The sequence below is a fragment of the Pseudidiomarina fusca genome (assembly GCF_032227045.1).
In the GTDB taxonomy this organism is placed as follows: Bacteria; Pseudomonadota; Gammaproteobacteria; order Enterobacterales; family Alteromonadaceae; genus Pseudidiomarina; species Pseudidiomarina fusca.
The window spans coordinates 79,378-97,671 of the sequence record NZ_JANFPJ010000014.1 but is presented as its reverse complement, the minus strand read 5'-3'; the positions used below and the strand labels follow the sequence as shown (position 1 = coordinate 97,671).

Below are 18,294 nucleotides of genomic sequence, written 5' to 3'. Positions count from 1 at the left end.
GGACCCGGCTCCGGAGCCGGGTCCAGAGGTGGGGCCGCAAGTCTCTCTTTTCTCTTATCTAGCTTGGGTTAGTCTGAGCCGAATAGATCACGGGTATAGACGCGATCAGCGACGTCTTGTAGATCGTCGGTGAGTCGGTTCGACACAATCAAGCAGCATGAGTTCTTAAACTCGTTCAAATCATTGATAACTTTTGAATTGTAGAAAGTCGGCTCTTGTAGCACTGGCTCGTACACGATCACTTCAACGCCTTTGGCTTTAAGGCGTTTCATGATGCCCTGCACCGCTGAGGCTCGGAAGTTATCGGAGCCGGCCTTCATCACTAGGCGGTAGATGCCGACGCATTTAGGTTGGCGCTTGAGAATGCTCTCTGCGACAAAGTCTTTACGGGTGCGGTTGGCATCCACAATGGCTTGAATTAAGGTTTGTGGTACATCTTCGTAGTTGGCCAACAACTGTTTTGTATCTTTAGGCAGGCAGTAGCCGCCGTAACCAAAGCTTGGGTTGTTGTAATGGTCGCCGATGCGTGGGTCAAGGCACACGCCATCGATGATTTGCTTGGCATTTAGGCCGTGCGTTTCGGCGTACGAATCCAGCTCGTTAAAATAGGCTACGCGCATGGCTAAAAAGGTGTTGGCGAATAGCTTAATAGCCTCGGCTTCGGTGGAGTCAGTAAACAACACCTCGACGTCTTGCTTGATGGCGCCCTGCTTCAATAACGCTGCGAACTGCTTGGCTGCAGCAGTTTGTGCGCCAACGATGATGCGGCTCGGATGCAAGTTGTCATAAAGTGCACGACCTTCGCGCAAAAACTCGGGCGAGAAGATGATGTTGCTGTCGTTGCGCTGCTGCTGTAGTTGCTTGGTGTAGCCCACCGGCACAGTCGACTTGATGACGATGGTGCAGTTTGGGTTTACTTCGCGCACGGCATCGATGGCCTTTTCAACGGTGCTGGTGTTGAAATAGTTGGTTTTAGGATCGTAGTCCGTGGGCGTTGCGACTATGACAAAATCAGCGTCTTGGTACGCTTGCACGGTATCTGTGGTGGCCGTTAGCTGCAATGGCTTGGTGGCCAAATACTCTTCGATTTCTTTATCGACAATCGGCGATTGTTTGTTATTAATCAGCGCTACTTTGCTTTCAATGATATCAACGGCGACTACCTGGTTATGTTGCGCCAACAACACGGCGTTCGACAAACCGACATAGCCGGTTCCCGCTACTGCAATCTTCATTGTAACCTCGTCCTTGTTGCGCTGCTTCGACGTTGAGGGGGTGTCGGCCCCAGCTACGGAGCTGGGGCCGATAGTTCCTCTATCCCTCTCGTTCGTTCAGCGAGCAAATAGTAAACTTTGTAAATTTGTTAACACATGGTGGCTATTGTATGGCGCAGGCGCAGCTAGCGCAAGAGGCTTGTGTGGGAGTTTGACGGACCCGTGAGGGACTTGCGGCCCCAGCTACGGACCCATCTCCGCAGCTGGGGCCGCAAGCTCCTCCGCTCCGCAACATTGCTATGGTGGTAAACTAGCTGCTCAGGCGGGATGGAATTTGTTAGTAATGTAGGCTGGGGTCAGCCCCACCTACGCAGCAGGCTCCAGAGGTGGGTCTGCAAGTCCCTCAAGTTTTTCAGGGAATTTACACAAGGAAGGTGATTTATGTCGCGTAGAAATCGGTATCGAGGCGCTGGAATTACTCAGCATATTTATGATCGTGGCAATAACAAACAGATTATTTTTGTCGACGATATCGACCGAGCTGCTTTTATGTCGAGCCTTTTTACCCGCGCTGCTGATAATGAAGTCGCTATTCATGCGTGGGTGCTAATGTCGAACCATTTTCATATTCTGGCCACTCCTAAACATCCTGGTTCTATTAGCAAGTTTATGCAGGGGGTTAAAAGTAGTTATACCCAGTACTTTAATTCGCGCCATTCACGCACCGGCACCTTGTGGGAAGCGCGATTCAAACAAGCGCTGTCACAAGACGACAACCACATTCTGATTCTCTATCGATATATCGAACTTAATCCGGTTCGCGCCGGCATGGTTAGAGGGCCCCGGCAATATCATTGGAGTAGCTACCATACCAACGCGCGGTTAGTACCGAGCGAAAACATCACACCGCATCCATATTATCTACTGCTAGGTATTGATGAGTTTACCCGCGCTCAAGCTTATCGGAATTACGTGGCAGGAAGCTTTGATAAAGATAAATCGCAGTATGAAGCGGAAGTTGCCGTGCTAAAAACGACAGCCGCGAACTTAGCAGTATTTGGCAGTGAGGAGTTCTACAAGAAGCTTTCGGCGGAGATTGACTACCCAATCACCCATTTTCAGCGACTCACTATCCTCGCCGAGCGTTATGCCGCCGAGGAAGACGAGCTTTGAGGGACTTGCGGACCCAGCTCCGTAGCTGGGGCCGCAAGTTCCTCAAGTTCCTCAACACCTAATCACTCGGGCTTATGTAAATGCACATCCATTTGTGGGTATGGAATGCCGATGCCGTTGTTATCTAGGGCGATCTTAATTTCGCGCATCAGAGACCAGTAGACGCCCCAGTAGTCGGTGCTTTTCACCCATGGGCGCACGATAAAGTCTACGGATGAGTTGTTTAGTGCATGTACTTGGATGTTCCAAGCAGGTTCTTTCAGTAGGCGACTTTCCGCCGCCAGTACGCTTTCTAGCACTTCTTTGGTTTTGTGCAAGTCGGCGTCGTAGCTCACGCCAATCAGCAAGTCTACGCGGCGAGTATCTTCGCGGCTGAAGTTGGTGATGGGTTGGCTGGTGATTTGTGCGTTTGGCACAAACACCACTTTGTTGTCTGGGGTTTTTAGTACGGTGTTGAAGATGTTTACTTCGTTGACGGTACCTGAAACGCCGCCAACATCAACGTACTCGCCGGCACGGAAAGGACGGAATAAGATGATTAACACACCGGAGGCGATGTTTGATAACGAGCCCTGTAGCGATAAGCCGATGGCTAAGCCGGCGGCACCCAAAATAGCGATAAACGAGGTGGTTTCAACCCCTACTTGCGACAGTGCCATCAGTACTGCTGCGATAAAAATCACCGATTTAACAATGGCGCTTAAGAAGCTGATCACCGCTTTGTCGGTGCCGCGCTTCTCCATGCCTTTGCTCATCATTTTTGCGACTGAGTTGGCAATCATTTTACCGACAATCAAAATGATGATGGCGACAATAAATTTCACGGTGTAGCTTAAAATCAGCTCTTGATTCTCGCTAATCCAAGTGATCACTTGATCCATGTATTACTCCTTGCTGCTGTTGTAGGGGCTGCTTACCAGTTAAACGGGATACGCCCTTGACTATCGGGTTGTCCGATAAAACTAACCAGTTCTGCCACCGGCTGTGGCGTCTGCGCCGTGGGCTTGATGCTGCCCGTGACAGTTACTTGAGGGCGTTGCATTGAACCCTTTATTTGGGCGTCGACGATAAGCCCTAACCAATTGTTATCTTTAATTGTAGCAGAGATAGCTTGGTTAGTGGTACAGCCCAAGTGTAAGCGATAGTCGCCAAGTGCATGCCAAATTTGATTCAGCCGAATTTCGCTGGAAGTCCAATCTAACCTGCCTTGCATGCTGTCGCAGAAGCGACCGCTGGTTAGGTTGCGATTACTGTACTCATCCAGTTGCAACTGCCACTCGCCCGCCACCGTCAACGGTACCGGCAAGCGCAATTGATTCACCGTCGCCTGCACGTTGCCCGCCAGCTCACCGCTGAGGTGAAGGACTTGCAGACCCACCTCCGGACCCTGCTCCGTAGCTGGGGCTGCAAGTTCCTCATCGGCGCTAGCTGCAACGAGCTGCACTTGGCCTTCGAAAACGTTGCCGGCGGGGATGCTGAGTTGTAGGTCGAGTTTGCCCAGCAGCAGCGCCAGTGGGCTTAGCTGCCATTCTACTTGCTCGAGGTTGAGGCTGGCACCGGTGGGCAGTTGCGCCTGTAGGTTAATTGTGCCGCGCCACAAGGTACCTTGCAGTGGCGTGATGTGGGTGCCGGCTGGCAGGGCATCATTAGCAAGGCTGAGCCAGCGCGCTGGGGCAGTGGCGAGTAAAATAATCAGATACAGCGGCAGCAGCCACCACCAAGATTTGAGTAACTTCATACTGACCTTAAACTCCGCTTACTTGCAAACGTCGCACTCGCACCACACCTGGCTCATTCGCCGCCACCGCATCTACTTGCTCAACGGTTAGGCCGGCTTGGCTTTGCAGTTGCTCTATCAGGCGCAGCAGGGTGTTAAATTCGATGCTATCAATCACCACAATCAGGCTGTTGGATTGCGGCTGCATGCGGGTAATTTCGATTTGGTTGCGACTGGCCAGTTGCGTGACCCGCTCGCTTAAACCGCCGCGAATGCTGGCGTTACTTGCGGTGTTAGCTGTAGCGCTTGACCCTTGGCCCTTAGCGGCCAGATAGCGACCGGTGTTTTCACGTACCCATTGCAGTAGCTCTTGTTGCGCTTGAATCTGCAATTGACGGTCGCGCTTGCCATCGACGATCGGTTTATAGGCCAGAAAATACAGCAGGGTGATGAGAAATAAGGTACCGCACACCACCACCAGCAGCCGCTCGCGCGAGTTCAGCTGGTGATAACGTTCTTGCCATGGCGCTAATGTCTTGTTGATAAAATCCATAGATGTTCCTGTGTTGCTCTTAGCCTGCACGTTTGATGGTGAGGTTGCCGTTAATCGCGCCATCTTGGTTACTGGTTGGCCCCTGCTCTACGCTGATTCGGCCGCCTTGGTTGGCTACTTTTCTAAAGTTTTCGAGGCTGGCAAAGCTTTCGGCACGTACTTGCAAGCGCAAGGTGTTGGCATCGTAGCGCACCAACTCTAGTTTAATGTCTTGCTGTGCGTTAAAGGCGGGCTCGAGTGCTTGCAGCAAAGTAAGTGGTGACTCACTTGCGCCCTTACTACCGATACCACTGAGGTGTTGATTCAGCTGGCTACGTACATTGACGATACGGGTTTCGTTCGGGAACACGCCTTTATAAGTGTCTTCAATGGCTTGTTGCAAGGCGGTGGATTGCTGCCCTAATTGCACGTATTCAATCACTTGGCTGGTATAACCTAGCACCACCAAAATGCCGGCGGCGATGGCGGCTGATTTGTATTTAAAACTGCCGCCGCTGCTCTTTTTGCGTACCGGCTTGTAGCTGTGTTGACGGAGGTTTATCGGAGCGATTTGGCGCTGATAACGTACGCTGGCTTTCTTTTGATCAGCACTGGCATCAGTGCTGGCATCAGTGTCGGCATCAGTATCGTTCAGTTGGTTATTGTAGGTCAGTGCCATTAACGAGAGCGGGTGCTCAAGGTTGGCTGTTGGATCAATCAACGTGGCTTGTTGCTCGCCTACTAGGTGGTCAAGCAACATCTGCGCGATGGCAGGCTCGGCACTAAAACCGCTGTATGGCCCGGTGCGCACCAGCTGCTCTTTGCCGAGTGGTCCTTCGATAATACAGGTGGTGATGATGGTTTCGGGCGTTGCTGCCACCGGCAGCATAAAGCTATCGGCGTACATGGCATCGACGCTTAATCCCTGTGCTTCAAATGCCGCCAACCATTGCTCCATTTTGTCGTGAGCAACCACGTTTACGGGTATCGGCCCTTGGTGCTTGCGCGCTAGGCTTGGCCAGCAAAAATGCAGATCAGCGATATCCTGTGCCAGTTCGTCTTCTAAGCTGTTGGGGATAACCTGCGCCAGCATGCGCATGGCCGAAGCCGGCAGCTCTACTTGCGTTTGCAGCACTTCGGTGCTGGGCACATAGGCAATCACGCGGCGGTTGCGGCCCTGCTCGGTTAATTGGCTAAGCTGGTCGTTGTGGCTGATTTCGCCGCTGGCAATCAGCTCGCTCTGGCTGGCGTTCCAGCATAACCACTGCGCGCCCAGCAGAGGCTCGGCACTGGGGGCGTTAGCACTAAGGCGAATAAATAGCTGTTCCATTACGGCTCTCCTAACCCGCGATACAGTACTTGGGTCTGCTCGTTGGTAATTAATAACTGGCTATGCGCATCTATCTCAAGGTCGCCGACCGTAATGCGGCTATGGACCTCAAAATATTTACTTTTTACATCAAAATCTTCCAGCGCCCCACCCAACTTCTCGTTGGTTACACTGGGGTCGCGTGGTCCGCCACCAAGGTTTGGCCGAATTTGCCCTTGGGCGGCGTTATTCAGTACGCCATTGCCCTTAGCATCTTCCACCGATTCATAGCCGGCTTGCGGACGATTATTAATAAAGCTTTTCGCATCTTCAAGGCTGAGCGCGCCTAAACTTACGGCATGCAGCAAGTTCGCTTGCTCTGACGATACCGTATTAAGATTAATCTTCAAGCTGTTATCCCGTGGGATAACGCATACGTAAGGTTTGATTTTGTGGTACAGCGGTGCTGTTACCCCGCGCACTAATCTAAACTCACTGATATGGTTCAGCCATGTATTACCGGCATTGTGCGGAAACTGCTGGCTTTGATAATCGTTGCTTTCTGCTCCATAGGTACCGCTACCACCGGCGCCAATGTCATCGTCTGGGTCCAGCCAATCGGCCAGCGAATCGACAATCACATCCACGGCGTAGCCTTCCATGCTGTCATCTATCGACATCAGCAACATGCGCAGTTGCGCTTTACGCCGTACTAAGCGCATTTTGGTGGCTTCATCTAGCACGCTGCCGTCTATGCCGCCGGGGTTGTTATTATCATTACTAGTAACCATGCGTAAAGAATTCAGGTTAAAGCAGCTGTGTAAATCTTTAATGCGCCCGGCAATGCTGCCTCCCACCACGGGAAAGGCCACGCCGTTTTGGCTTTGCTGATACCACACTTGGTCTTGGCTGGCGATGCCTTCGCTATCGGCTAACTCGCGTTGTAATAATTCTCGTACCACTTCTTCGGCGCTTAAGCTGTACCAATAAGCTTGCTCTGCTTGTTGTAAATTGCCGGTGCGTAGAACGCTGGTTTGTAAGCGCCCACTTAAGCTAATAGCCAGCACGCTCACTAAGGCGACTACTAATAGCACCATTAACAGCGCTACTCCGCGCTGGCGTGAAGGAAGCTGCGCCCTAACTGCCCTAACTGCCCTAACCATTACCGTCACCTGGTTGTTGCTGCTGCTCGGCTTCGCGGCGCTGAGTTTCTTCTGCTTCGCTCATTGGCGTCAGTAACAACACCCGTTCAATCACGCCCCAGCTGTTGGTGTGCACGCGCAGCAGCAGTGCTGGCGGTAATTCGCCGGTGGCTCGCTGGCTTTTAATATTGCGGCTACTACCAAACTCGTTGGCCTGGTCATTGAGTTCTTTACTGTAGCCTAAGAACTCGACTTCTAGCGCGGTGACACCTTCTAACATCGGCCGTTTGGTAAAGGAGTCTTCGCCATCGGCTACATCCACAAAAATCGCTGATTGCCGCCACAAGGTGTCCTCTTCAATGCTGTAGACAACTGGCTGCAATTCGCTGCGCGGAAAGATGCCAGCGGGGTTAAACCAACCGCTGCGGACAAAAGCTAACAGGTTTTCTTCGGCTAAGAGATAGAAATCGGTGCTGGTTTGGCGCGGTACTATGTGGCGGATATCTTGCTCAATCAGCAGCATGGTGTATTGCAGTTGTTCTAATTGGGCAATGGCTTGTTCGCTTTGCTCGCTGGTGCGCATCATGGCGTTCACCACGGCAGCGCTGGCTAGCCCGATTACCGCCATAATGGCAACCGTAACCAGCACTTCAACTAAGGTAAAACCAGCGCGGCGCATCAGTCGTCCCACTCATTACTATTCACCGAGCGTTGATCGGTGGCAGATTGGGGGCCTAAAAAGCGTGCTAACTGATGCAACTCGCGGGCATCTGCAGACGGGCCACTAATCACAGAGCTTTCTTGGCGCGGCTCGTACACACTCACCACGACTTGATAGACGCCAGCAGTGGCGGTTTTGCTGACACTGGCGCGCCACGGCCAATACTGGTCAGCGATCAGCTCACTGCCGCTGTCACCATTCTCCGGTGGATAAGTTAGGGTCATGCGCGCTAACGCATTAGACGCGGCTAAGCGCGCCATAGTTTTTTCTTGCATGTAACTGAGGTTGCTCAGATGCTGACTAGAGGCCATCACCGCTGCCGTTGCTGCGAGCGCAAAGATGCTCAAGGCAATCATTACCTCCACCAAGGTGAAGCCGCGTGCTAACCTAGTCATCACGTACTCGCTCGAGGCTTAGCGCTAGGCCATCGCTGCTGTGAATGCGCCATGCGGTACCGGCGCGCAGCGCAAAATCATCCTGCAACACCAGCTCAAAGGGCTGCATCTCGCCACTGCCAAAAATCATCAGTTGCGGCATTGGCTCGCTTTTGCGGCTTGCTCGCGCGCCTCGGCCCGCTTCATCGTCACCCGACTGTAATACATTGCCCCGAGCACTGCCATTGCTGGAATTACGATCCCCACTAGCAGTACTAGTAGATGAACTGGCGAAAGCGTCATCTTCAACTCCAAAAATATCCACTAAATCTATGTCTTCTTGCTCAAGTAGGGCAAGCTCGGTACTACTAATTTGCATCGAAAGCTGTTGATCCAACTGATGCGGACGTAACCCACGTTCGTTGATGTTCTGCCAAATGCCATCGCGGTACTGCACAAAGCGATAGCTGATGCCGTCATCAATACGTAGGCCTAAAATGGCATGACGCACCAGCGCATAGTCGCGGGCGTAATTTAACCTTTGATACAGCATCCGCGCTTGGTCTTCGACACTGGTATCACGCCGATCGGGCACCACAAAGCTGACGGTAAGGGCCAACATGGCAATAACCGCCAAAGTGACCATCACTTCAATTAAGGTAAAACCGCGGCGGCGCTGCATTCCCATCAGTTACTGGTATCCGCTACTGATCAAGGTTCCAGTTGCCGATATCGTCATCGGTACCAGGTTGACGATCTTCGCCGGCTGAAAAAATATCGATATCGCCATTCTCGCCTGGGCTAAGTAAGAGATAATCGCTGCCGTACGGGTCTTTCGGTAGGCGTTTAATGTAGCCACCACGGCGATAGTTACGCGGCGCTGGCTCGCTGGTTGGCTCGTTCACTAAAGCCTCTAAGCCTTGCTCAGTGGTAGGAAACAAACCGTTATCTAGGCGATACTGCGCTAAGGCATTCTCGAGCGAGATAATATCGGTTTTGGCTTTTTGGCGGTTGGCCTGTTCGCCGGCACCTAACACGTTGGGCAAAATCAACGAGGCTAAAAGACCCAAGATGGCGATAACTACCATCACTTCGATAAGACTAAAACCTGTTTGTTTTTTCATCGGATTCACCTCTAATAACAAGAATAATTACAAGCCGACGCTTTGATTAAGCGCCAAAATCGGCTGAATAATAGCTAGTACAATTAATAAGACCACGCCGGCCATGCCCACGATCAGTGCTGGCTCAAATATTTTTAGCGCAACGTTCATGGTGGTCTCAAAATCACGGTCTTGGTTATCCGCAGCCCGCCCGAGCAATTGCTCGAGTTCACCGGATTTTTCACCGGCCGCAATCATGTGCAGCATCATCGGCGGAAACAGTTTGCTCTGCGCCAAGGCGGCGCGCAAGCTACTGCCCTCGCGTACGCGGTCGCAGGCTTCGTCGATGGCGATTTGCATAGCGCGGTTGGTCATCACCTTGCCAGTAATTTTCAGCGCATCTAACAAAGGCACCGCCGACGCCGCTAAGATACTAAGGGTGCGGGCAAAACGTGCGGTATTCACGGCCTTGATCACCCGCCCCACTAACGGCACTTTCAATACAAACGCATCAAATTTATCGCGCCGTTCAGGTTTGCGCAGCAATTGTCCGCCCACTGCTAACCCGAGCAAGATCATAATCAAGGCGATCAGCCCATAGGCTTGTAAGAATTCGCTGGCCGCCAGCAAGAACCGGGTGGTAGCTGGCAAGGCTTGGTCTAGGTCGCTGAATTGTTCCACGATTTGCGGCACCACGCTCACCAATAAGAAGATAACCACGCCTATCGCCACTAAGGTCATGATGGCGGGATAAACCAGCGCTTGCACCAACTGCCCTTTGAGCCGGTTGCGTTGCTCGGTGTAATCAGCCAAGCGGTTCAGCACCTCGTCGAGGTGACCCGAGCGTTCGCCAGCGGCCACCATCGAGGTGAATAACTTATCAAACACATGGGGGTATTCCGCCATGGCCTCAGCCAGCGAATAACCCTCAACCACTTTGGAGCGCACTGCCATCAAGAGCTTTTGCAGGCGGGCTTTGTCGGTTTGCTCAGACACCGCAAACAAGGCTTGCTCGATAGGTAACGCCGCCCCCACCAAGGTCGCTAACTGGCGCGTGATCAGCGCCAAATCGCCGGCACTCACCCCCCGCGTCTGCAACCTGGTTAATAGTGAGGAACTTGCAGACCCAGCTCTGGACCCGGCTGCGGAGCGAGCTCCAGAGCTGGGGCTGACAGTTTCTCCACGGCTGCGGCTGCGCCCTTGCTCGGCGAGCTCGACGCTGACCGGGATCAGCCCTTGCTCGCGCAGTTGCGAGCGCACTTGGCGCTCGGTATCGGCTTCAATGACGCCTTTGGTTTTACGGCCACTGGCATTCAGTGCCTGAAATGCATATGCTGCCACGCCCTACTCCTCGCGCGTTACCCGCAACACTTCTTCTAAGGTGGTGCGGCCTTGCTGCACCTTAGCTAAGCCGTCATCGCGGATGCTGGGAGCGTGTTTGCGGGCATATTTTTCGATAGCTTGTTCACCATGTCCGCTGTGGATAAGTTCACGGACTTTCTCGTCCACCACCAACAGCTCATGGATACCGGTACGGCCGCGATAGCCGGTGTGATTACACTTGTCGCAGCCCACGGCACGGTACAAGGTTGCGCCTTTTTTCTTTTTGATATCAAAGGCATCAGCCACGTAAGCCAGTTCGTCTGGGCTGGCTTCGTAGGCTTCTTTGCAATCGTCGCACAGGGTACGCACCAAGCGCTGCGCCAATACCGCCAGTAACGACGACGACAGCAAGAAGGGCTCCACGCCCATGTCTTCTAGCCGCGAAATAGCGCCGGCGGCGGTGTTGGTGTGCAACGTAGAGAGTACCAAGTGCCCAGTTAACGAGGCCTGTACACCAATTTGCGCGGTTTCTACGTCGCGGATCTCACCCACCATCACCACGTCTGGGTCTTGCCGCAAGATAGCGCGCAAACCACGGGCAAAGGTCATATCAACTTTGGCGTTTACCTGCATTTGGCCGATGCCTTCGATGGAATATTCAATCGGGTCTTCAACGGTCAAAATATTTCGGTCGCGCGAATTAATTTCCATCAAACCGGCGTACAAGGTGGTGGATTTACCCGAGCCGGTGGGGCCGGTCACCAAAATGATGCCGTGTGGCTTGTTGATCAACTGCGAAAAGACCTTGCGATTGGCTTCGGTCATGCCTAGTTGTTCGAGGTTCAAACGCGCATTGTTTTTGTCGAGCAAGCGCAGTACCACCCGCTCACCATGGTTAGATGGCATGGTGGATACCCGCACATCTACGGCACGGCCGGCAATCAGCAAGCTAATACGGCCATCTTGTGGCACCCGCTTTTCTGCGATATCCAGCTGCGCCATGACCTTGATGCGTGACACCAACAGCGAGCTTAACTTGCGATTGGGACGAATGATTTCGCGCAGTACGCCGTCTATCCGAAAGCGCACCAACAGTTCTTTTTCAAAGGTTTCGATATGGATATCTGAAGCGCCTTCTTTAATCGCCTCAGACAACATGGCGTTGATAAGCTTGATGATGGGCGCATCGTCTTCGCTTTCTAATAAGTCTTCGGTTTGCGGTAGCTCATCGGCTAACGAGAACAGGTTGCTTTCGTTACCTATGTCTTCCATCAGCTGTTTCGCTTCAGACGAATCACGCTGATAGGCTTGGGTGAGGATGGCCTCAAACTCGTCGTTAGGGTGATACTCAATGGCAAAGCTACGCCCGAGCACCCGCCGTACTTCAAGCAAGGTGTGGGGGCTAACGCCCTGGCGCGCATGCACCACCGGCTTACTCGTGACCTCGGTGGATTCATCGGCGGCTACATCAGTATTGTCAGGCGCGGACGCCGGCATGGCCACTATCACTCCGTGACGCTTCGCAAACGCAAACGGCAACCGCTTCGGTGCCACTTGCGCGGCAACATCAGCGATATCAGTCATTGTTGTTACCTTCTGTGGAAGAACTTGCAGACCCAGCTCCGGACCTGGCTCCAGAGGTGGGGCTGACCCCCTCCTCCAACCCCTGCTCCCAGTTCGGTGGCAAGATCAGCTCATCATTGTATGCTGGCAGGCGCGGCTGTGAGGTGAGTGGCATCAAGGCGATGCCCTCTTCGTCGCGCTGCAATTGCTGGGCCCGAATAAAGTTGTATTTACGGCTAGAGATCTGGCTTGCTACGCCACTATCGCGCACAATGCGGGGCCGTAAAAATACCATCAGGTTACGTTTTTGACGGGTGGTTGAGGTGCTCTTAAAGAGGTTGCCCAACCAAGGAATATCACCGAGCAATGGCACTTTGGAGACGGACTCTTGCACGTCTTCGTCAATCAGGCCGCCCAGCACGATGGTTTCGCCGTCTTCAGCCATCACCACGGTGCTCAGCTCACGTTTGTTGACAATGATATCGACGCTGGTAGCCCCACTGATGCTGGACACTTCCTGCTCAATCACCAATTGTACGGCGTTACCTTCGTTGATTTGTGGGGTGACTTTAAGCTTAATACCTACGTCTTCACGCTCTACTGTCTGAAACGGATTGTCGTTATTAGAGCCGGTGGTTGAGCCGGTAATAGTAGGTACCGATTGGCCCACCAAAAACGAGGCTTCTTCGTTATCCAAGGTCATGATGCTGGGCGTGGCCAAGATGTTCGAGTTGGTATTGCTGCTCACCGCTTGAATGATGGCGCCCCAATCGTTACGCAATACGCCAACCATCATGCCGTTCACGTTACCTAACACCTGCGCTAACAACGAGGCATCGCCGGGAGTATCCGGCTGACTGGTGGTTAACGGGTTGCCGGCATTGTCTATCTGGGTGGTGGTGGTTCCTTCACGCTCGCGCGCCATGTAAGCACCCAAAGCGAGCTGACCGATAGGCGCTTGCCGACCGTTGTTGTACTGCACCATGCCGCCGTCTTCGCTAATCCATTGCAGGCCTAAATCGATACCATCGCCTTCCATGATTTCTACGATAATGGCTTCTACATGCACTTGGGCGCGGCGAATATCCAACTGCCGAATCACGCTTTCTAGGCTAGTCAGCAAATCAGGCGCAGCGGTAATGACCAACGAGTTGCTGGCTTCGTGAGCGCTGATACTGATTTCGGCGCTGCTGCCACCGGTGCGGCGCGCGGCGGCTGCCGGCACTGTGCCACCACCCGAGGCGGCTTTTTCTGCTTGTAAGCTTTGGCTAACGCCTTGCAGGACCTCTACTAAATCTGGTGCCTTAGCATATTTCAGGTAATAGACGCGGGTGTTACCTTCGGTTTTCAAATCTTGATCGAGCTGGTTGATGAGTTTGACTACCCGCTCGCGGGCGCGCGGCTCACCACTAACCACCACGCTGTTGGTACGTTCGTCGGCAACGATTTTAGGAATCAACAATGCAGGCGAACCATCGTTGGCTTTTTCAAACAAAGCCGAGGCAATCCGCACCACCTCTGAGGCCGACGCGTACTCGAGTTTAATCACTTCAACGTCTTGGTTTCCGGCACGGTCGACGCGCTCAACAATCTCCACAATACGCTGCACGGTTTCGCTGCGGCCAGTAATGATCAGCACGTTCGATGAATCGTAGTTGACCACGTTGCCGCCGCCGGCTTGGTCGTTCAGCAACCGCAATAATGGCGCTAGCTCTCGTACGGCCACGTTTTGCACCGGTACCACACGGGTGATCAAGGTATCGCCACCTAACGAGTTATCGTCGACTACCGGAATGGCACCGTTGCGTGCGTCTTTGTCGCGCATCACTTTAATCACGCCGGATTCCATGGTGACCGTTGCAAAACCGTGCACTTCTAAGATATTCAAAAAGAACTGCCAGTATTGCGATTCGGTCATGACATCGTAGCTACGCACATCAATGCGGCCGCGCACGTCAGGATCGATGATGATGGTTTTGCCGAGGTTACGACCCACCACCTGAATAAACTCAGTGATTTCGGTGTTTTTAAAGCTGGCCGTATATTCCACCGGTTTATCTTGAGCCTGCCGTGCAGCTTGCGCGAAGGCTTGCTCAGGAGCGGTGTAGGCAGCGCCGAGCGCGAGGCCCAAGGCGATAGCGACCGAAAGTGAGGTTTTACGCATACGGGTTCCTTTCATTACTCTTCACCTTGCGGTAAATCATTGATATCTAATCGCAAGTCGATGTATTCAGTGCCGCGCACCACGGTGACAGTGGCAGCGGTCATGGTCGCCAACTCATTAGTTAGTTTGATGGCGGTGGCGATGTTGGTTAAATCTTGGCCATTGATGGCCACGGCTAAATCGCCGCTTTTAAACCCGGCTTGGTTAAACAGCGCGGGGTTGGCTCCGGGCGAGAGGCGATAGCCTTTTAAGCCGCTACCTTCGCGCACCGGCGCTATCCGAATAAAAGTAAGCAAGGCTTGCGCTTTGGCTTGGGCGGCGCCTTCAAGCTGTAGGCCTGGGTCGGTGGCGGGCACGCCGCGGTCGGTTGCCGTAGGCGGTAAGCCACCGGCGACGGGCCCGGCCGCAACGTTGGCGCCGGCTTGATTGTTGTTACGCTGCATGTTCGCCATGGTCAGCGATAAGCCTTCGCTTAACTCACCTATGCCTTCTAGCTCTAAGGTTTCTAAGCGACCGTTGTTATCTAAGATCACGCGGTCGGCGTAAATTTCGTGAATACCCACCTGCGTGCCCGATAGTTTTTCGCCCACCACATAGACTTCTTGTTTACCGGTACGTTCAATGATGGCGGCCGAACGGGCTGGGTTGGAAGATGCCGACACCCCCAGCAAGCGTACATTCAAGGTGGTTTTGGGAGCGTTCTGAGCGGCCACTTGTTGCTGTTGTTTGACCTCGGCGCTGCCAAATAATTGCAGCCGCACGAGGCCACTGATGCTTGGCGCAACGTTGCTATTGGCACTGGCTGGTTGGCGAATCGGGCCGGTTGGCACCTCCGCGCGAGGTGTGATCAGCTGCCAGGTGAGCTGGGCGGCAAACCACACGGCAACGACGGCACATACGGCGGTAATAAGGCTGTTGCCGTAACGCTGCAACAGGGCAACGGCTTGATTATTCTGTATCTGCATGGATGATTAATGCGCTTTCGTTATAATTTTGTGACATCTGCATGGTTAGGTCATTCTAGCTTGCTCTGCGCCAAGTGAACAGATCAAAATTGCGTAATCTGGTATAATGCCTACAACTTCTTACATTAATATTACTGTTGTGGATGAACCTATGAATTACCCAACCGATCAGCTGTTACGCTACACCTTTATTGACCAAGATGTGCGCGGCGAATTAGTGCAGCTTACCAGTAGCTACCAGCGGATGCTACAAGGACATGATTATGCGGCGCCAGTACAACGCCTGTTAGGCGAATTGATGGCGGCCACCTCGCTGTTAACGGCGACCTTGAAGTTTGAAGGCCATATTGCGTTGCAGCTGCAAGGCGATGGCCCGATTAACTTTTTGGCGGTGAATGGTTCGCATCATCAGCAACTACGCGGTATCGCCCGCGTACGTGAAGCCATCAGCGATGAGCAGACCGGGCTGCGTGAATTGTTGGGCAAAGCGGTGATGGTGATTACCCTAACCCCACTTGAGGGCGAGCGCTATCAAGGGGTGGTGAGCGGCGATGGCGATAGCATTGCGGAAATTATTGAAAACTATTTTATGCAATCTGAGCAGCTAAACACGCGTTTGTGGTTGCACGCCGATGGCGAGCACGCAGCAGGGATGCTATTGCAGGTGATGCCGGCGGCTGGCAAAGATTTGACTGGGTTTGAGCACTTGCAACATCTTACTGCCACCATGACCGCTGCCGAACTCTACAGTTTGCCTGGCACTGAAGTACTGCACCGCTTGTATCATGAAGAACAAGTAGAAGTGTATCCGCCGATGCCGGTTAGTTTTGAGTGTGGTTGTTCGCGTGAGCGTACGCTAGAGGCGTTAGCCACGGTAGAGCCAAGCGAGCTGCATGAGATTTTAACGCAAGATGGCGAAATCGTGATGACCTGCGAATATTGCAACGCACAATATGTGTTTAGTGAAGCCGATTTAGTGGGCTAAGTGCCGCCGAACATAACAACGCCGCTGTTATTGCTGTTTGAACTTCAGCAATTGGCGGCGTTCTTTTTTGTCGGGTTTGTGGTCGGGGTGCGGATTATAAAGCGCATTCATTTTGCGCAGCTCGGCTTCTTTTTCGCGCCGCTCGATGCTGGCTGGGGTTTCTCGGTAAAGCTCTTGGGCCAGCGGAGCGCTGAGGCGGTTTTCGCTCAGACCTAACACTTCAACTTCAAATAGATCATGGCCGCGCGGGGCTTTGATCAGCTGCCCCACGTTGACCATTTTGGCTGGCTTACACTTCTGGCCATCTACCGATACTTTACCGGATTGCACCATTTGGCGTGCTAGCGAGCGGGTTTTGTAAAACCGCGCTGCCCATAACCATTTGTCGATGCGCACCATAGGCTACACCTACTTTCTCTTTTTAATAAACTTCATCAAGCGCTTACGTTTGCGCATTTGGGTCATGGTGAGTTTATTCTTGCGGCCGGCAAACGGGTTTACCGACTCTTTAAACTCCACCTTGATGGGGGTACCCATCACCGCTAAGCTCTTGCGAAAGTAGTTCATCAGATAACGCTTGTACGAGTTAGGCAGGTGATCCACTTGGTTGCCGTGTACGATTATACGCGGTGGGTTGTATCCACCGGCGTGGGCGTACTTGAGTTTCACCCGACGTCCGCTCACCAACGGCGGCTGATGGTCATCGACAGCGGCTTCTAGAATACGGGTAAGTTTTGCTGTACCTACGCGCGCTGACGCCGAGGCGTAAGCTTCTAGTACCGACTCAAACAAGTTGCCGACGCCGCTGCCATGCAGTGCTGAGATAAAATGCACTCGCGCAAAATCAACAAAGCCTAAGCGACGGTCTAGCTCGCGTTTGATTTCTTCGCGCTGATCGTTCGAGAGGCCATCCCATTTGTTCACCGCAATCACGATCGAACGACCGGCATTTAAGGCAAAGCCAATCAGGTTCAGGTCTTGATCTGAAACGGTTTCGCGCGCATCCATCACCGCAATCACCACGTTGGCGTCTTCGATGGCTTGCAGGGTTTTGATGACCGAGAATTTTTCTACGGTTTCATCAATGCGGCCACGGCGACGTACACCGGCGGTATCAATCAAAATGTATTGGCGACCATCGCGCTCCATCGGAATATACACCGAATCGCGTGTGGTGCCTGGCATGTCATACACCACCACCCGTTCTTCACCAAGAATACGGTTGGTTAGGGTCGATTTACCCACGTTAGGCCGACCGACAATGGCGAGTTTCAGCGGTAGCGCATCGTAATCAATTTCGTCGTGATCACGAGTACCCAGCTGGCCGATAATATTGCCTTCGTGGTCAATAATATGGCCGTCGGCATCCACGATGTTGCCTTCCGGGTCATAAATATTGCCATCTTCGTCGGGCTCAACCACGGCGCCTTCGGCATCAATCAGATTACCTTCAGCGTCGATATCGACCGCTTCGCCACTGGCAGCAACCGGAATTTTCACCTCGGGGTAGGCTTCTAATAACGGGTCAAAGCAGCCTTGTAGCAAGGCCTCTACGCCGCGGCCATGAGCCGCAGCAATGCCGTGCACTTCGCCTAGGCCTAGCTCGTAGAAATCCGCCCGCGCCGCGTTAGCGTCGATACCGTCGATTTTATTAGCAACCACGTAGGCCTGTTTGCCAATGCGACGCAAGTGTGCGGCAATGCCCATATCGGCGGCTGTGATACCATCGCGAGCATCCACCATAAATAGCACCACGTCGGCTTCGTCGATGGCCCGCAAGGATTGCGCCGCCATCTCCGCATCGATGCCTTCTTCGTCGCCGTGCACACCCGCGGTGTCCACCACAATAAATTGGTACCCGTCGTAGTTCGCCTGGCCGTATTTGCGATCACGCGTTAGCCCAGGAAAGTCCGCCACTAGCGCATCACGCGTGCGGGTTAAACGATTAAACAGGGTTGATTTGCCCACATTGGGGCGCCCGACCAGGGCCACTACGGGTAACATATAGG

General features: G+C 53.2%; 18 protein-coding genes. 2 read left to right on the top strand and 16 right to left on the bottom strand.

The annotated features are described in order from the left end of the window. Nucleotides 1-68 precede the first annotated feature (68 nt). The gene (locus NOG12_RS08830) at nt 69-1,235 is read right to left on the bottom strand and encodes a nucleotide sugar dehydrogenase (protein ID WP_313933027.1); all 1,167 of its coding nucleotides are present in this window, start codon (nt 1,233-1,235) and stop codon (nt 69-71) included. A 420-nt stretch (nt 1,236-1,655) separates the two neighbouring features. On the opposite strand from NOG12_RS08830, the gene NOG12_RS08825 reads away from it, so the two are divergent. Then, nucleotides 1,656-2,387 carry a transposase gene (locus tag NOG12_RS08825; RefSeq protein ID WP_313933026.1) on the top strand — a complete coding sequence of 244 codons (732 nt, stop codon included), beginning with the start codon at nt 1,656-1,658 and terminating at the stop codon, nt 2,385-2,387. A 62-nt stretch (nt 2,388-2,449) separates the two neighbouring features. On the opposite strand, the gene NOG12_RS08820 is transcribed toward NOG12_RS08825, so the two are convergent. The 13 genes from NOG12_RS08820 to gspC are packed head-to-tail and all read right to left on the bottom strand — an operon-like array spanning nt 2,450 to nt 15,300. Beyond that, nucleotides 2,450-3,268: a mechanosensitive ion channel domain-containing protein gene (locus NOG12_RS08820; RefSeq protein ID WP_313933025.1), complete on the bottom strand. Its 819-nt coding sequence runs from the start codon at nt 3,266-3,268 to the stop codon at nt 2,450-2,452. Between the two features lie 32 nt (nt 3,269-3,300). After that, on the bottom strand, nt 3,301-4,125 hold the full coding sequence (gene gspN, locus NOG12_RS08815) for a type II secretion system protein N (protein WP_313933024.1): 825 nt from the start codon (nt 4,123-4,125) through the stop codon (nt 3,301-3,303). A 7-nt stretch (nt 4,126-4,132) separates the two neighbouring features. Further along, nucleotides 4,133-4,657: a type II secretion system protein M gene (locus tag NOG12_RS08810; RefSeq protein WP_313933023.1), complete on the bottom strand. Its 525-nt coding sequence runs from the start codon at nt 4,655-4,657 to the stop codon at nt 4,133-4,135. A 19-nt stretch (nt 4,658-4,676) separates the two neighbouring features. Beyond that, nucleotides 4,677-5,966: a type II secretion system protein GspL gene (gspL, locus tag NOG12_RS08805; protein ID WP_313933022.1), complete on the bottom strand. Its 1,290-nt coding sequence runs from the start codon at nt 5,964-5,966 to the stop codon at nt 4,677-4,679. Further along, nucleotides 5,966-7,108: a type II secretion system minor pseudopilin GspK gene (gene gspK / locus NOG12_RS08800; protein ID WP_313933021.1), complete on the bottom strand. Its 1,143-nt coding sequence runs from the start codon at nt 7,106-7,108 to the stop codon at nt 5,966-5,968. The genes gspL and gspK overlap by 1 nt, the downstream gene beginning before the upstream one ends. Further along, nucleotides 7,101-7,766 carry a type II secretion system minor pseudopilin GspJ gene (gspJ, locus tag NOG12_RS08795; protein WP_313933020.1) on the bottom strand — a complete coding sequence of 222 codons (666 nt, stop codon included), beginning with the start codon at nt 7,764-7,766 and terminating at the stop codon, nt 7,101-7,103. Before gspJ ends, gspK begins: the two co-directional genes overlap by 8 nt. Continuing rightward, entirely contained in the window at nt 7,766-8,203 is a 438-nt protein-coding gene (gene gspI, locus NOG12_RS08790) for a type II secretion system minor pseudopilin GspI (protein WP_110076526.1), read from the bottom strand. The genes gspJ and gspI overlap by 1 nt, the downstream gene beginning before the upstream one ends. Beyond that, entirely contained in the window at nt 8,196-8,870 is a 675-nt protein-coding gene (locus NOG12_RS08785) for a pilus assembly FimT family protein (protein ID WP_110076525.1), read from the bottom strand. The genes gspI and NOG12_RS08785 overlap by 8 nt, the downstream gene beginning before the upstream one ends. Before the next feature lie 16 nt (nt 8,871-8,886). Then, complete coding sequence (gene gspG / locus NOG12_RS08780) at nt 8,887-9,315, bottom strand: type II secretion system major pseudopilin GspG (protein ID WP_369744175.1); 429 nt, start codon at nt 9,313-9,315, stop codon at nt 8,887-8,889. 18 nt (nt 9,316-9,333) lie between these two features. After that, nucleotides 9,334-10,626, bottom strand: a complete 1,293-nt coding sequence (gspF, locus tag NOG12_RS08775; protein WP_313933019.1) for a type II secretion system inner membrane protein GspF — start codon at nt 10,624-10,626, stop codon at nt 9,334-9,336. Between the two features lie 3 nt (nt 10,627-10,629). Further along, a complete protein-coding gene (gene gspE / locus NOG12_RS08770; RefSeq protein ID WP_313933018.1) occupies nt 10,630-12,192 on the bottom strand; it encodes a type II secretion system ATPase GspE in 1,563 nt (520 codons plus the stop codon). Next, nucleotides 12,185-14,350 (bottom strand): type II secretion system secretin GspD, encoded by a 2,166-nt coding sequence (gspD, locus tag NOG12_RS08765; RefSeq protein ID WP_313933017.1) that lies wholly within the window; start codon nt 14,348-14,350, stop codon nt 12,185-12,187. Before gspD ends, gspE begins: the two co-directional genes overlap by 8 nt. Continuing rightward, nucleotides 14,350-15,300 (bottom strand): type II secretion system protein GspC, encoded by a 951-nt coding sequence (gene gspC / locus NOG12_RS08760; protein WP_313933016.1) that lies wholly within the window; start codon nt 15,298-15,300, stop codon nt 14,350-14,352. Before gspC ends, gspD begins: the two co-directional genes overlap by 1 nt. Nucleotides 15,301-15,451: 151 nt before the next feature. Here gspC and hslO point away from each other — a divergent pair, with 151 nt between their 5' ends. Further along, a complete protein-coding gene (gene hslO, locus NOG12_RS08755) occupies nt 15,452-16,285 on the top strand; it encodes an Hsp33 family molecular chaperone HslO (protein WP_110076550.1) in 834 nt (277 codons plus the stop codon). Between the two features lie 27 nt (nt 16,286-16,312). On the opposite strand, the gene NOG12_RS08750 is transcribed toward hslO, so the two are convergent. Both NOG12_RS08750 and der read right to left on the bottom strand, forming a co-directional pair. Then, nucleotides 16,313-16,684, bottom strand: a complete 372-nt coding sequence (locus tag NOG12_RS08750) for an RNA-binding S4 domain-containing protein (protein WP_110076519.1) — start codon at nt 16,682-16,684, stop codon at nt 16,313-16,315. Nucleotides 16,685-16,693: 9 nt separating this feature from the next. Further along, on the bottom strand, nt 16,694-18,289 hold the full coding sequence (der, locus tag NOG12_RS08745; protein WP_153826849.1) for a ribosome biogenesis GTPase Der: 1,596 nt from the start codon (nt 18,287-18,289) through the stop codon (nt 16,694-16,696). Nucleotides 18,290-18,294: the final 5 nt, after the last annotated feature.